The 14,417-nt window shown below is 46.7% G+C and carries 13 protein-coding genes; 6 read left to right on the top strand and 7 right to left on the bottom strand.

What is annotated here, in order from left to right:
* The first annotated feature begins 31 nt into the window (after positions 1–31).
* Entirely contained in the window at positions 32–703 is a 672-nt protein-coding gene (locus B5Z18_RS21415; protein WP_079471537.1) for a hypothetical protein, read from the top strand.
* Between the two features lie 173 nt (positions 704–876).
* On the opposite strand, the gene B5Z18_RS21410 is transcribed toward B5Z18_RS21415, so the two are convergent.
* The 3 genes from B5Z18_RS21410 to pheS form a co-directional block, all read right to left on the bottom strand.
* Positions 877–1,872: an NAD-dependent epimerase/dehydratase family protein gene (locus B5Z18_RS21410; protein ID WP_079471536.1), complete on the bottom strand. Its 996-nt coding sequence runs from the start codon at positions 1,870–1,872 to the stop codon at positions 877–879.
* Positions 1,873–1,923: 51 nt separating this feature from the next.
* On the bottom strand, positions 1,924–2,775 hold the full coding sequence (locus tag B5Z18_RS21405; protein ID WP_235015977.1) for a 3-hydroxyacyl-CoA dehydrogenase NAD-binding domain-containing protein: 852 nt from the start codon (positions 2,773–2,775) through the stop codon (positions 1,924–1,926).
* A gap of 90 nt (positions 2,776–2,865) precedes the next feature.
* Positions 2,866–3,894, bottom strand: a complete 1,029-nt coding sequence (gene pheS / locus B5Z18_RS21400; protein WP_079471535.1) for a phenylalanine--tRNA ligase subunit alpha — start codon at positions 3,892–3,894, stop codon at positions 2,866–2,868.
* 102 nt (positions 3,895–3,996) lie between these two features.
* Here pheS and B5Z18_RS21395 point away from each other — a divergent pair, with 102 nt between their 5' ends.
* Complete coding sequence (locus B5Z18_RS21395) at positions 3,997–4,833, top strand: sensor histidine kinase (RefSeq protein ID WP_079471534.1); 837 nt, start codon at positions 3,997–3,999, stop codon at positions 4,831–4,833.
* Here the strand turns inward: B5Z18_RS21395 and B5Z18_RS21390 are convergent.
* Both B5Z18_RS21390 and B5Z18_RS21385 read right to left on the bottom strand, forming a co-directional pair.
* A complete protein-coding gene (locus B5Z18_RS21390) occupies positions 4,830–5,516 on the bottom strand; it encodes a response regulator transcription factor (protein WP_079471533.1) in 687 nt (228 codons plus the stop codon). The genes B5Z18_RS21395 and B5Z18_RS21390 overlap by 4 nt on opposite strands.
* Positions 5,517–5,533: 17 nt before the next feature.
* Positions 5,534–6,973 carry a sensor histidine kinase gene (locus B5Z18_RS21385; protein ID WP_159454382.1) on the bottom strand — a complete coding sequence of 480 codons (1,440 nt, stop codon included), beginning with the start codon at positions 6,971–6,973 and terminating at the stop codon, positions 5,534–5,536.
* Between the two features lie 191 nt (positions 6,974–7,164).
* Here B5Z18_RS21385 and B5Z18_RS21380 point away from each other — a divergent pair, with 191 nt between their 5' ends.
* Both B5Z18_RS21380 and B5Z18_RS21375 read left to right on the top strand, forming a co-directional pair.
* On the top strand, positions 7,165–7,956 hold the full coding sequence (locus B5Z18_RS21380; RefSeq protein ID WP_079471531.1) for a GLPGLI family protein: 792 nt from the start codon (positions 7,165–7,167) through the stop codon (positions 7,954–7,956).
* Between the two features lie 43 nt (positions 7,957–7,999).
* Entirely contained in the window at positions 8,000–10,867 is a 2,868-nt protein-coding gene (locus B5Z18_RS21375) for a TonB-dependent receptor domain-containing protein (RefSeq protein ID WP_079471530.1), read from the top strand.
* Positions 10,868–10,939: 72 nt separating this feature from the next.
* On the opposite strand, the gene B5Z18_RS21370 is transcribed toward B5Z18_RS21375, so the two are convergent.
* A complete protein-coding gene (locus tag B5Z18_RS21370) occupies positions 10,940–11,221 on the bottom strand; it encodes a hypothetical protein (RefSeq protein ID WP_079471529.1) in 282 nt (93 codons plus the stop codon).
* A 240-nt stretch (positions 11,222–11,461) separates the two neighbouring features.
* On the opposite strand from B5Z18_RS21370, the gene B5Z18_RS21365 reads away from it, so the two are divergent.
* Both B5Z18_RS21365 and B5Z18_RS21360 read left to right on the top strand, forming a co-directional pair.
* Positions 11,462–12,328, top strand: coding sequence for a hydroxypyruvate isomerase family protein (locus B5Z18_RS21365; protein ID WP_235015976.1), 867 nt, complete (start codon positions 11,462–11,464; stop codon positions 12,326–12,328).
* Positions 12,329–12,386: 58 nt separating this feature from the next.
* Positions 12,387–13,841: an amino acid permease gene (locus B5Z18_RS21360; protein WP_079471527.1), complete on the top strand. Its 1,455-nt coding sequence runs from the start codon at positions 12,387–12,389 to the stop codon at positions 13,839–13,841.
* Here B5Z18_RS21360 and B5Z18_RS21355 read toward each other — a convergent pair.
* Positions 13,838–14,380, bottom strand: a complete 543-nt coding sequence (locus tag B5Z18_RS21355) for a GNAT family N-acetyltransferase (RefSeq protein ID WP_079471526.1) — start codon at positions 14,378–14,380, stop codon at positions 13,838–13,840. The two genes, B5Z18_RS21360 and B5Z18_RS21355, sit on opposite strands and share 4 nt — an antisense overlap.
* Positions 14,381–14,417: the final 37 nt, after the last annotated feature.

The following is a 14,417-nucleotide window of genomic DNA, read 5'->3' as shown; positions in this document are numbered from 1 at the left end:
CCGTTTCAGCATATTCAAAACCACCCGCTTCATGAAGTATTTGTTTGCCGCCTTACTCCCCCTGCTGCTCTGGAGTTGCAGCACTACCAAGCCCGCTGCCGTTAAATCATCGCTATACACCAACGACCAGGAATGGCCGGTGAAGGTGAAAGACGGCTGGCTTACCGCTAAAACCATTTCTTTTGGCCTTTATTCCACTACTTCCCGTAAAAACGGGGTAGCGGAAGCTACCTTCATCAAAGACCCGAAAAACGCCTTTAATTTTTATCTGAACGGCAATGAGGAACACCTGTTGATACAAACCATGAACACTACGGCAATTGTGTTTTCCAACCGCGATTTACCGTCTTATTTAAGTAGTTTGCCGGCAGCTACGGACCTTCGCTATGCCTTGATCAACGGCACGAAGAATGAGCCGTTAAAACGCTGGGAAATGATCATTAAAAGCCCTCATTACCTGGAGCTGAATGAAAACAAACCGGCTGGCGTATTAAGGTCTACGGATACAGATATACGCATTACCGCCAATAACCGGTTCGGCAAGGTGAATTCCTACGAAAATGTGTGCTACGAATTTCAATACCGCGGGCAACCTGTGGCGGCAGTAATACCGGGCGAAAAACCACGGGTATGGATGAGCAGGGAAGTGTCTCCTGAAATCTCCAAAACACTGGCAGCAGCTATAGCGGCGTTCCTGTTTTGAGTGGAAAGCGGATGTAGTCTTACTCAGGATTGAACTGATTTTACTGATTTAGGGATTTTACTTTTGGGGATTTTATAAATGATTTGGGGAGATCTAAGCGAATATACCCGCTAAGATCTCCCCAAATCATTTATAATCAAAAGTGATCAAATTCCTAAATCAGTAAAATCAGTTCAATCCTGAGAAAGACCAACTCCCCGTTCCCGGAGGTAGGCGGCAGAAATATTCCGGATGGTTTCTTCCAATGGCCGGAACTGAAACCCCGGTAAAGCCTTTAAGATCTTGTTGTTTTCGTAATATACTTTGAGCTGGGCAGTACGGGCCGTTTCTTTGGTGATGAGCGGATGTTTGCCGGTAAACATCGCCTTTACCTTTTCAAGGCGCCACACCGCTTCGGCCATCCAGGGCTTTGCCGCAATATGCGGCGGCTTCTTACCAAGCGCCTGCGCCATAGTGGTAAATAACTGCTGATAACTCCAGTTATCTGCTGCCAGGATAAACCGCTCCTCGTTGATATCGCTGTCCATTAACCGTATCATGACAGCTACCACATCCTCCACATCTACAAACCCATTTACACCCTGTGTGTAATAGGGAAATTCTTTCCAGGCATTTTTGATCAGGGAGCCGGAGCCTTCATCCCAAAAACCCGCACCCAGGATAATGGCAGGGTTCACAATCACAGCATCCAGTCCTTCCGCAATACCTCTCCATACTTCCATCTCTCCCTGGAACTTACTGATGCTGTAACGGGAATTATTTTTACTGTCTTCCCATTCACATTCCTCATTTACGGCAGCACCAGGCTTTGCCCTACCGATAGCAGCTACAGAGCTTACATACAGGAGCTTTTTAACACCTGCATCCAATGCCATATTCACCACGTTAGCAGTGCCTTCGGCATTAATTTTCAGCAGGCGGTCTTTGTCCGCTGCCTGGAAAGAAACGACTGCAGCACAGTGATATACCTGTGTTACATCCGTCATGGCATCTTCCAGTGCGCACACGTCCAGGATGTCGCCTGGTACCCATTCTATTTTATCGGAAATATCCTGCAACCGGGGAGAAGGTTGTTTACGGTACAATGCCCTCACAGGTTTCCCTGCGGCAACCAATGCCCGGATTAAATGACTACCCAAAAAACCTGTACCGCCGGTGACTAAAATCATGAAGACAAAAATTCTTTTTTCTGAAAGAGGTTCAAAAATAACTAAAACCTGTTATTGTTCGTACCTGTAAAAACCCAATCCTGTTTTACGTCCCAGCTTACCTTCCTTCACCCGCTGTTCCTGCAGTACATTAGGTTTAAAGCGGGGCGCCTGCTCAAAAGCATCATACAGCGATTGCGTTACCGCCAGGTTGATATCGTTACCTATCAGGTCCATTAATGCAAAAGGACCCATTTTAAACCCGGCTGCTTCCAGCAGCTGGTCGATGGTACTGAAGTCTGCCTGACCCCGTTCTGCAATATGCATGGCTTCCAGGTAATAATGCCTGGCCACCCTGTTCACAATAAAACCGGGAGAATCTTTTACCCTTACCGGCACTTTACCCATCTTCTCTGCCAGTTCATAGATGGTATCTGCTACTTCCGGAGCGGTTTCCTTTCCGCTTACCACTTCCACCAGTTTCATCAGGTGTGCAGGATTAAAGAAGTGCATGCCCACCACCCTCGATGGATGAACGCTGACAGCCGAAGCTATTTCAGAAACAGAAAGGGAAGAAGTGTTGGAAGCAAAAATGGTTTCCGCGGTATTGATAGCGGCCAGCTGGTTAAAGAGTGCTGTTTTGGCGGTTATTCTTTCTACAATAGCCTCTATGATCACATCGGCTACACAATCTTCGATAGCTGCGGTAAAACGGATCCGCTGCAGGATGCTGTCTTTATCTGCAGGGGTAAGTTTCCCTTTTTCCACGGCTACCGTCAGGCTCTTCTCAATCTGTGCTTTCGCCCTGTCCAGGCCGTCCTGCTGAATATCAAACAACAAAGTAGTAAATCCGCTGTAGGCTGCTATTTGTGCTATTCCGGCACCCATAGTGCCTGCGCCGCATACGGCAATAGTTTGAATCACTTTTTGAGGTTTTTCATCCGGTTATTACATAAATGCAGCGGAATATTCCGCTGCATTTATGTAATAACCAAATAGCCTGGTAATAAATATTTACACTGCTCCTTCAAATTGTTCCAGGAAACGGGTGTCGTTTTCAGAGAACAGGCGCAGATCTTTAATCTGGTATTTCAGCATGGTAATACGTTCTATTCCCATCCCGAAGGCAAAGCCGGAATATTTTTCCGGGTCGATGCCGCAGTTGGCCAGTACTTTTGGATGTACCATTCCGCAACCGAGTATTTCCACCCAGCCGGTTTGCTTACATACATTACAGCCGGTACCTCCGCAAATGAAGCATACGATGTCCATTTCCGCGCTGGGTTCTGTAAACGGGAAATAGGAGGGACGGAAACGGATGCCTATGTTTTCGCCAAACATTTCCTGGACAAAGTGATACAGCGTTTGTTTGAGGTCTGCGAAAGAAACGTTTTCGTCGATGTACAATCCTTCTACCTGGTGGAAGAAGCAATGTGCACGGGCGGAAATGGTTTCATTACGGTATACTCTTCCCGGGCTGATGATGCGGATAGGCAGTTTGCCTTCTTCCATCACCCTTACCTGGGCGGAGGAAGTTTGGGTACGCAGCAGCCAATCCGGATTTTTGCTGATAAAGAAAGTATCCTGCATATCACGGGCCGGATGATTTTCCGGTAAGTTCAATGCTGTAAAGTTGTGCCAGTCGTCTTCAATTTCCGGTCCTTCGGCAATGGTAAAGCCCAGGCGCTCAAAAATGCGGATGATCTTATTCCTTACCAGGCTGATAGGGTGCCTGGTACCTAACCGGTGAGGGGCGGCAGGCAACGTATAATCTATATCGCCGGCATCTGCGCCACCAGCATCTTTCAGGTCACTGAATTGCTCGTAGCGGGATTCCGCGAGTTGTTTAAATTCGTTTAATATCTGCCCGAATTCTTTCTTACGGTCATTCGGTACCTGTTTCATCTCCCCGAAAAGAGCTTTCACGATACCTTTTGTACCCAGGAATTTTATGCGGTACTGTTCCAGATCCGCTGCGCCGGCAGGCGTAAAAGCCGCTATTTCTTCTTTGTAGGCTGCTATTTGCTGTACTAACTGTTCCATAAACAACAAAGATAAGCGTTTAGGCGTAAACTGAAGAGGTTTACCCCTTGCTCCTTTTTTGCCGGAAATGACGTATATTTTCATGAGCAAATCGAGGGGGTTATGCCTGTCACTATACACACTGTTATGCTGATACTGGCTGCAGCCGGCACCGCCATTCTTTTTCTCCTTTGTCTGCATTACCGTTCCCGTTACCTTCTTTTCAAAGGCAGTAGCGAAGCTATGATCCGGAACAGCCACCAACAGGAGGCTTCCCTGCTTCTTCTCCACAAGCAGCTCACCGAACTAAAACTGGTGAACCTGAAGTCACAGGTGAACCCACATTTCCAGTTTAATTGCCTCAACGGCATTTATACCGCCCTCATGACCGGGGAAACGGCGCTGGCACAGGAATACATTTCCCGCTTCGCCGGCCTGCTCCGGAAGGTGTTAATGCTGGCCGATAAGAATTTCATCCCTTTACAGGAAGAAACCGACCTGCTGGAGCTTTACCTGAAACTGGAACAATTACGCACCAATAACGGGTTTGAGTATACGCTCTATACCGATCCCCAGATCTCTCCATCGGCCTTATATGTGCCCTGTATGCTGGTACAACCTTTTGTGGAAAACGCCATCTGGCATGGCCTCATGCATAAGAGCACAAACCGGCTGCTGCAGATCCAGTGGATACAGCTGGCGCCGAACCTGTATGCCTGCGAAGTAACAGACAACGGCATTGGAAGGGTACAGGCCCTGCAATATCATCACGACGGGCTGAAAAGCAACAACCATCACTCCCGCGGCATGGAAATATGCATGGAAAGGGCCACCCTTTACCGAACCATGTACCATAAACAATTTAATATTGAAATCTCCGACCTGCCCGGAGCGGAGAATACGGTGGAGGGCACCCGTGTGTATATTACTTTTGAATCCGACCCGGCCATGAGCCGTTAAAAAATCAGTTTGTAACCCACTCCCCGGATGTTCACAATCTGTACGCGGGAATCATCTTTCAGGTACCGGCGGAGTTTCGTGATAAATACGTCCATACTGCGGGCATTAAAAAAATTATCATCTCCCCAAAGGTCGAGCAGTACAGCCTTACGCTCCATTACCTCATTTTTGTTATCGTATAGCCGGCGTAAAATGGCCGCCTCGCGGTGCGACAGGAACTCGATGGAATTATTACGGGCAAGGGTTTGTTTGGTATAGTTAAAAATATACTGGCCAATGGTTACAGCGCCTTCTTCCATTTCACGGGTGCCGGGGTTATCGCCGAAACGTTTCAGCAGGGCCGTAATACGCACTATCAGCTCGTCCATACTGAACGGCTTTTTCAGGTAGTCGTTTCCGCCCAGTTCAAAGCCTTTCACCACATCGGCCGTCTGGGATTTGGCGGTCAGGAAAATGATAGGAGTGAATTTATCCTGCTTGCGGATCTCTGCGGTCACCGAAAAGCCATCCATGTTGGGCATCATGATGTCCAGCACCACTACATCGGGATGTTCCTGCTGGTAAATACGCAGCCCTTCTTTGCCATCGGCGGCATACAACATTTCAAATCCCCGCATTTCAAGGCTGTCTTTCACAATTTGTCCGAGCTGCACTTCATCTTCTATCAATAATACTTTGGGCATAGATCTCTTTTATATGGTTAAGCAGAAGGGATGATAATGGTAAATTCGCTGCCTTTATCCGGTTCACTTTGCACCTGTATGGCGCCGCCATGCATCTCCACTATTTTCCGCACGTAACTTAATCCCAGGCCAAATCCTTTTACATTATGCAGGTTGCCGGTAGGCACCCTGAAAAACTTATCAAAGATGCTGCCCTGGTATACCTTCGGAATGCCGATGCCATTATCTTTTACCCGGATCTTTAAGATACCGTTTTCAAGGCTGGTTTGCAGATATAATTGCACGTGTTCGCCGGAATACTTAATAGCGTTATCCACCAGGTTGTTGATAGCGCTGGCCAGGTGTGTTTTATCAACAAACACGGTTTTGCCGGCCAGGTTATTATCATAACGTAGCTGTAGCTGTTTTCCTGCTTTAAGCTGGTGGTTGGAAAGGATGTTATCAATCACTTCATTCAGGTCTGTTTCCTCCCGGAATAATTCAATATCTTCTTTTTCTTCGGCAGCAATATGCAGTACCTTTTCCACGAGGTCTGATAAGCGCTGCAATTCATTTTTTGATATATCGAGATACGTTTGTGTTTTACGCTGGTCGTTCAACGCATTGAAATTCTGTAATGCCTCTACCGCTGCAGACACTGTTGCAATGGGCGTTTTCAGCTCATGCGTCATGTTATTGATAAAATCATTCTTTACTTCCGACAGCTTCTTTTGCTTAAGAATTGTTCTGAGCATATACATAAAGCTGAGGGTAGTAAGCACCAGTAATACCAGTGAGCTGAGCAGGGTCCAGATCATCTTCTGTAAAATAAACTGCAGGGGAGAATCGAAGCTGGCCTGTACGAATAAGTTGCTGGCAGGGTTAAAAGGAATTTTAGCCGTTTGCCTGGGTTCTCTCCGGCGGATGCTGTCCCTGAACGTTTCCCTTTCAAAGCCGCTGTAGTTCAGATGGAAGGTATCCAGTTCATAAGGCGTGGCTATCTGGCGGTTGGCCAGCTCCACTTTGAATACCGAGTCCAGTTTTTTAAGATTGGTGCTATCGTCGTGTAAGTTGCTGGTAATGAGGAACTCAGAAATCTGCCTGGCCAGTGTATCCACATATATCCTGTTGGGTGAGTCGCCCGGGAAGGCTGTTGTCCTGGGCTGCCCCGGGTAGCGGTCGTAATGCTGCCCCTTGAAGCGCCTGCCTTTAGGCATACCTATTTCTTCCAGCTGATCTGCCAGTCCGCGCATAGGTAACTTCAGCGAGTCTTTATCTTTCCCGAAATAACGGATATAGCGGCGTACATCAGAAAACTGCTTATTGAACACGGCCATCCGCAGCGATTCGTTGATCTCTTTATTGAACTGTTCCTCTCTTAATTTGTATGAATTGTACAGCCAGTACCCCTGGAACAGAAATATGCCCAGGATACAGACAGACATGAGGATGAGAATATTTCTGATTCTTTGTCGCATGAAAGATTTTAAGATCCTTACAAAACTATCCATTCCACAGGGAAAACAAGACAATCCCTTAACAGTAATTAACAGTAAATAAGGAAGATTAACGCTTACAGACAGCCCTTAACAGTAAATAACAGTAAATAAAGCTTTTTAACCCAAAAAATGAAAGCGAAGATTCACATTTGCTGTAAAATCAATCAGGTATGAACCGAACTATCCGTTTATTCATCGCAGCAGCTACGCTGCTATCTGCTACCAGCCCTGTATTTGCACAGCAATCAGGAGTAATAGAATATGAAGTAACCGCCAAAACAGACCCCGAACGCATGCGCGGATTCCAGCGTGGTGGCGACGATGCTCCCGAAATTCCGGATGTCATCACCTTCAAACAGGTATTTACTTTCAGCAACAACCTCGGCAAACTCACTACAGAACGCCCTGAAGGCGGTGGCTTCGGCGGCAGAAGACAACGCCCCGAAGGAGATACCAGCACCCGTAATCCACGCAGACAAGGCCCCGGCGGCATGGGTATGGGCATGATGGGACGGGGAGGTAACGCACAGTATGTAGACCTGGCCAATAAGAAGTATGTACAGGTATTCAGCACCTTCGGCGATGATAAGAAAACTTATTATACAGAAGAAGATTTCATCTTTACCGCTAATAACAAGTCGTCCGACAAAACCAAAAAGATTGCAGGATACAACTGTAAAAAGGCCACCATACAGCTGAAGGACGATACCTACACCGTTTGGTATACCACCGATTTACCTTTCAGTTTCTCGCCGGTGAACGGATTATTGCCCGACAGCAACGCCGTAGTGCTTTCTGCTGAAGGCAGCAAACGCGCATTCACCGCAAAAAGCGTTAGCCTGAAAGCCGTAACAGATACGGATCTTAGCATTCCTGCCGGTGCAGAAAAAGTAACGCAGGAACAGATGAGAGAAATCAGGAAACAGGAAATGGAGAAATTACGTAAGCGGCAACAACAATAAATAAATTTCATCCTAACTTTCCCCTTTCCTGTTAAATTCATTTATGAAGAAACTTATACAACTCTTGCTGATACTGGGTTTGGGCATTATACATGCCCAGGCTCAGGCTCAACAAGGAAAGATTAAAGGCCAACTGACTGACTCTACCTCCAGGGATGCCATGCCCGCTGCCACGGTAGTGCTACTGAACGCAAAAGACTCCAGCGTTGCCACCACCACCATGACAGACAACAAAGGCAACTTTGAACTAACCAACATCGCCGATGGCGCATACCGCCTGTACGTAAGCTTCCTGGGCTATAAACCCATCAATAAATCAATACAGATTAACCAGGACCATAAAGAATTATCTCTCGGCAACATCCCAATGGTGCTCAAAGGAGTAAATCTGAATGCCGTGGAAATACTGGACGAGAAGCCACCCATTGTTGTTAAAAAAGATACCCTTGAATTTAATGCCGATGCATTTAAAACCCGTGAAAATGCAGTGGTAGAAGACCTTTTGAAGAAGCTACCCGGTGTTACTGTAGATAAAGACGGCGCTATTACCGCACAGGGAGAAACTGTTACCCGTGTACTGGTAGATGGTAAACCGTTTTTCGGTAACGATCCCAAACTCGCCACCAAAAACCTTCCGGCCAATATTATTGATAAAGTACAGCTGATAGACAGAAAATCAGACCAGGCACAGTTCACACAAATCGACGACGGGCAAACAGAAAAAACAATCAACATCACCATTAAGAAAGATAAAAAGAAAGGATTGTTTGGCCGCGCTACCGCAGGCTATGGCACCAACGACCGCTATGGCGTATCCCTCAGCTTAAACCGCTTCAGGGAAAACCAGCAGATGTCGTTGCTCGGCGGCGGTAATAACGTAAACAATATGGGCTATACCCAACAGGATGCGATGAGCTTCAGTTCTGCCGGTGGTGGAAGAGGCGGTGGTGGCCGCGGCGGCGGACGTGGTATGCAACAGCTCATGGGCGGCGGTAACAACAGCGGTATCACCCGCAACTGGAACACAGGCCTCAACTTCAACCAGGACTTCAGTAAAAACCTGATCGTTAACGGCAGCTACTTTTTTAATGATACCAAAAATAATATAGAACAAAAAACGGCAAAGCAAACATTCAGTACAGATAAACAAGGTAACGCCACCACCAACTACGATAACACCAATTCCACCTCCCAAACAGATAACAGCAACAACCGCTTTTCTGCAAGGGTGGAATATACAATCGACTCCTTTCATTCACTGATTTTTTCACCAACGTATTCCCTTACAAACGGCAACAGCTATAGTGTTACAGACAACCTGTCGCTGAACACCAACAAGGATACATTGAACAGGGGACTTACCTACAACGATGGCCAGGGCCACAATGAAAATTATGGTGGTACCCTGTTATTCCGCAAACGGTTCAAAAAAGCAGGCCGTACACTGAGCCTTAACTTTAGCTACAACAACAGTGATAATGATCAGGAGAACTACGTAAAGTCAAGTATCAACTACGTTTCTGCCGACAGTGTTGTTAACTTCAATCAGCGCAATCAAATAAATACCAATAGCCGTAATGAAGGTGTAAACCTTACCTACACAGAACCGTTGGGAAGGGACCGTTTCCTGGAAGCAAATTATGGCATCACGAAATACAACAGCAACAGTACCAAATACACCTACGATTATGATGATGCGAAAGGAGAGTACAATATCATGAACGACTCGCTGAGCAATTCTTTTACCAACAGTACATTGAACCAGCAGGCCGGCTTTGCTATACGCACCAACAAGCTGAAATATGATTACTCCATAGGATTAAATGTGCTGTTTAATAACCTGGAGAATAACACGTATTCATTCCTTACCGGGAAAGATAGTCTGATCACACAAAACACAGTCAACTTCTCTCCGCAGGCATCTTTTAACTATACCTTTTCCAAAAACAAACGGTTACACATAAACTACAACGGGAATACACAGCAGCCATCCGTACAACAGCTGGCGCCTGTGCCGGACAACAGTAACCCGCTGTATATCCAGCTGGGTAATCCGGACCTGAAACCATCTTTCACCAATAACCTCAGCGTTAATTACAACTCGTTTAACAACATCACCTTCCGGGGTATGTTTGCACGGTTGAACGGCGGTTATACCGTGAATAAAATTATCAATGCTACTACCCTTGATCCTGAAACAGGCAAGCAAACTGTAAGGCCGGTAAACGTAAATGGCAATTACAATATTTCCGGTATGGTGCACAACTCCATTCCTTTATCTAAAACGCCCGGACAAAACCTGAACACAGGAACTTCCGTGAGTTATAATAAAGATGTAATTGTGAGCAATGGCATTAACAGCAGTACCAATTCATTGCAGTTGTCGCAATCCGCCAACGTAAGTTATATGTACAAGGAGCTGTTTGACGTTTCACTGGGCGGCAGCGTTAATTTCAATGCCACCAACTATTCACAGGCCAGCGCAGGCGCCAATGATACCCGCTACCTGGATTACAACATCAATACCGACTTCAACATCAATCTGCCGTTGGGATTCATGATAGGCAGCGATATTACCTGTACCATGAACCGTGGCCGTCAGGCGGGGTATAACCTTACCTCTACCATGTGGAACGCCAACGTTTCAAAGTATGTATTCCCGAAAAAACAGGGGATGATCAAGATCCAGGGATTTGATCTGCTGAGGCAATATATCAGTGTATCCCGCACCGTGGCAGATAACTACATCCAGGATGTGCAGAGCAATGTGTTACAGCAGTACTTTATGGTGAGCTTCACCTACTTCCTGAATAAGTTTGGAGGTAATACCGGTAAGGGAGAAAGAGGCAACCGTATGATGGGTTTCCCTCCGGGAGGCGGCCGTGGTGGAATGAGACCAAGAGGCTTCTGAGTTAACCATTTATAGAAAAGGGCATTATTAATCTCTGTTGATTAATAATGCCCTTGTTATTTTAAGAATAATTCAGATCGACACCGTTCTTCTGGGGGCCCTTACCCGCTTCAATACCCAGGCGAGGGTAAAGGTGGGAATAAAATCGGTGCCTGGAAATAACTCTTCCATAAAGTTAAAAACACTACCGAAAGTACCAATAGTGCCGCCAAACATACGGTAGAAAATGATGGCAGAAATCGGGGCCCAGATAAAGTCGCTGACATCCCCTAATACCGGAACTGCGTAACTGGCGCATCCTAACAGGTCCATCAGGATGCAGATCCATAAACTGGGAGTATATTTTTTTTCCATATCAACCTCCGCTTTTCAATACTTAAACAAATTACTTACCAAAATCTAAACTAACTGCAAGTTACTATATAAACGCGGGATGAGCGCGGTTGGATCTACGGGAAAAATAAAATCCGTATTTCCACGCTCTTTTCCTTCCAAAAAAGGCGGCGGGAGCTTGTAAGTAAACATAATTTCGCCTACATTGATGGCAGTTTTAAAGCAAACCTTTTTATGCATCAGGAAAACTCTCGCCGCGATATGATTAAGAAAGTAGCCACAATGGCCTTCGCATCCACCGCGTTATCATCCCTCTCTACCAGGGTAGCTGCACACGATCTGGCAGTAGGTGAAGAATTAAAAGGCAAAATTAACCACTCGGTATGCGCATGGTGTTATAACATGCCGCTGGATGAACTGTGTAAGGCGGCCAAACAAATAGGCATTCATTCCATTGACCTCGTTGATCCGAAAGACTTCGACATTCTCAAGAAGAATGACATGATCACCGCTATGGTAGCCAGTAACGGCCCGGATTGGAATATTGGCAAAGGATTTAACACCGTTGCCCACCACGATAAACTGGAAGAGTATTTTAAGCATTATATAGATGAAACCGCAAAAGCCGGTTTTACCAACCTGATCTGCTTTTCAGGCAACCGTAACGGCATGAGCGACCAGCAGGGCATTGAAAACTGTACCAAAGGCTTACAACGCATTATCGGCTATGCAGAAAAGAAAAAGGTAACGCTGGTAATGGAGCTGCTGAACAGCAAGGTAAATCACCCCGACTACCAGTGCGATCATACCGCCTGGGGCGTAGAACTGTGTAAATCAGTGGGCTCTCCCAATTTTAAGCTGTTATACGACATTTACCACATGCAGATCATGGAAGGGGATGTAATCAGTAATATCCGCAGCTACCACGAATATTTTGCGCATTACCATACCGGCGGAGTACCTGGCCGTCATGAAATTGATGAAACCCAGGAGCTGTACTACCCGGCTATTATGAAAGCAATCTACGAAACCGGCTTTAAAGGCCATGTGGCCCAGGAGTTTATTCCTGCCCATAAAGACCAGATCGCATCGCTCCGCCAGGCGATAGGAATCTGTGATCTGGCTTAAATTCATAAATATATCCTACTTTCGCGGACCAGTCTACTAAAACAGTAGGGTATACAACATGAATCAATCTTACAAAAAGCCTTTATCATGGCTGCTCAACGAGTCGGCCAGTGAAAGTAAAGATACCCTCAAACGCACGCTGAATGGCTTTCAGCTGCTGATGCTGGGCCTGGGTGTTATTATCGGTGCTGGGTTATTTTCCCTTACGGGACCCGCAGCCGGCAATAACGCCGGGCCGGCAGTTACACTTTCCTTTATAGTGGCAGGTATTGGCTGTGCTTTTGCCGGTCTTTGCTATGCTGAATTTGCCTCCATGATCCCTGTGGCGGGGAGTGCATACACCTACGCCTATACGACGATGGGGGAGCGGCTTGCCTGGATCATCGGGTGGGACCTGGTGCTTGAATTTTCGGTAGGAGCTGCCACAGTGGCCATTAGCTGGTCTAACTACCTGGTAGCCTTCCTTGCAGGATACAAAATTTACATTCCGGCGCAGTTTTCACATTCCCCGTTTGAAACCATAACCCTGGCAAACGGTGTCACCACCCACGGCTATTTCAATCTTCCTGCAGCATTGGTCATCATCCTCATGTCGGCTATCCTGATGCGCGGCACCAAAGGCTCGGCCATCTGGAACGCAGTAGTGGTATCGCTCAAAGTGGGCGTAGTGCTTGTTTTTATTGCCCTGGGCTGGAAGTATATACAACCGGCTAATCTCACCCCATATATTCCTAAAAACACAGGCACCTTTGGAGAATACGGCATATCCGGTATTCTACGGGGAGCAGGGGTTATTTTCTTTGTATACCTCGGTTTTGATATTGTGAGCACCGCGGCGCAGGAAACCAAAAATCCGCGGCGCAATATGCCTATAGGCATCCTCGGATCGCTGGCTGTTTGCACGGTTCTTTTCATTCTTTTTTCCCATGTGCTCACCGGACTGGCGCCCTATAAAGAGTTTAAAAACAGTGCGGCGCCGGTGGCTATTGCCATTGCACACACGCCTTACAAATGGCTGGGGCAAATGATTATCCTGGCCATCATAGTAGGTTATACCTCCGTGATCCTCGTAGATCTCTGGGGACAATCGAGGGTATTTTACAGTATGGCTAAAGATGGGCTACTGCCAAAGATCTTTTCGGATGTTCATCCCCGTTACCGTACCCCGTGGAAATCGAATATCCTTTTCTGTGTGTTTGTAAGTTTGTTTGCGGCACTGGTACCGGTAAGGGTAGTAGGGGAGATGACCAGCATTGGTACCCTGCTGGCGTTTGTGATCGTATGCGCGGGGGTTTGGATCATGCGGTATTCTATGCCGGACGCACCGAGGGCATTTAAAACACCGTGGGTTCCCTTTGTACCGCTGATGGGCATTATCACCTGCGCGGTGATGATGGCGTTCCTGCCCTGGGATACCTGGCTGCGTCTCATCGTATGGATGGCGATAGGGATGGCGATCTATGAATTTTACGGTAAGAAACACAGTAAAGTACGCAACCAGCTGAAAAGCTAATATTTCCAGTCCTGCCGCAACACGCCCATTACCACCATATCCACATACTGCCCGTGCAGTTTGGCGCTGTGGCGAAGGGTTCCTTCTTTGGCAAATCCCAGTCTGATCGGGATTTGCCCGCTACGTTCGTTTTGCAGCACAAAGCGGATCTCTATTTTATTCAGGTGGAGTTTTTTGAAGGCAAAGGAAATGAGTCCTTTGCACGCAGCGGTGGCAATGCCTTTCCGCTGAAAATCTTCTCCTATCCAATACCCAATTTCTGCTTTCTGCAACTGGTGATCCCATCCATGAAGATCAATAACACCGCAAAACTCTTCTTTGTACCATACGCCCAGTGCGATGGCTTCCTGTTCTTCGGCTTTGCGTAACATCAGCTGTATAAAACGGAGGGAATGTTCTTCGTTGGTATTATAATCTACCCAGGGTAAAAATCTGCGCAGGCTTTTACGCGATACATCCAGTTGTTTATATACCAAAGGGGCATCCTGCACCTGTAGCTGCCGGAGGTATATGTCTTCATTAACGGTTACTTCGAACATAACTGGATTTAAAAGGGCGTTAAACTTACACCGATTT

Source organism: Chitinophaga ginsengisegetis (assembly GCF_900168065.1).
Lineage (GTDB): Bacteria > Bacteroidota > Bacteroidia > Chitinophagales > Chitinophagaceae > Chitinophaga > Chitinophaga ginsengisegetis.
Note: the sequence above shows the minus strand (reverse complement) of the source record. Positions and strands in the feature narration are given on the sequence as shown.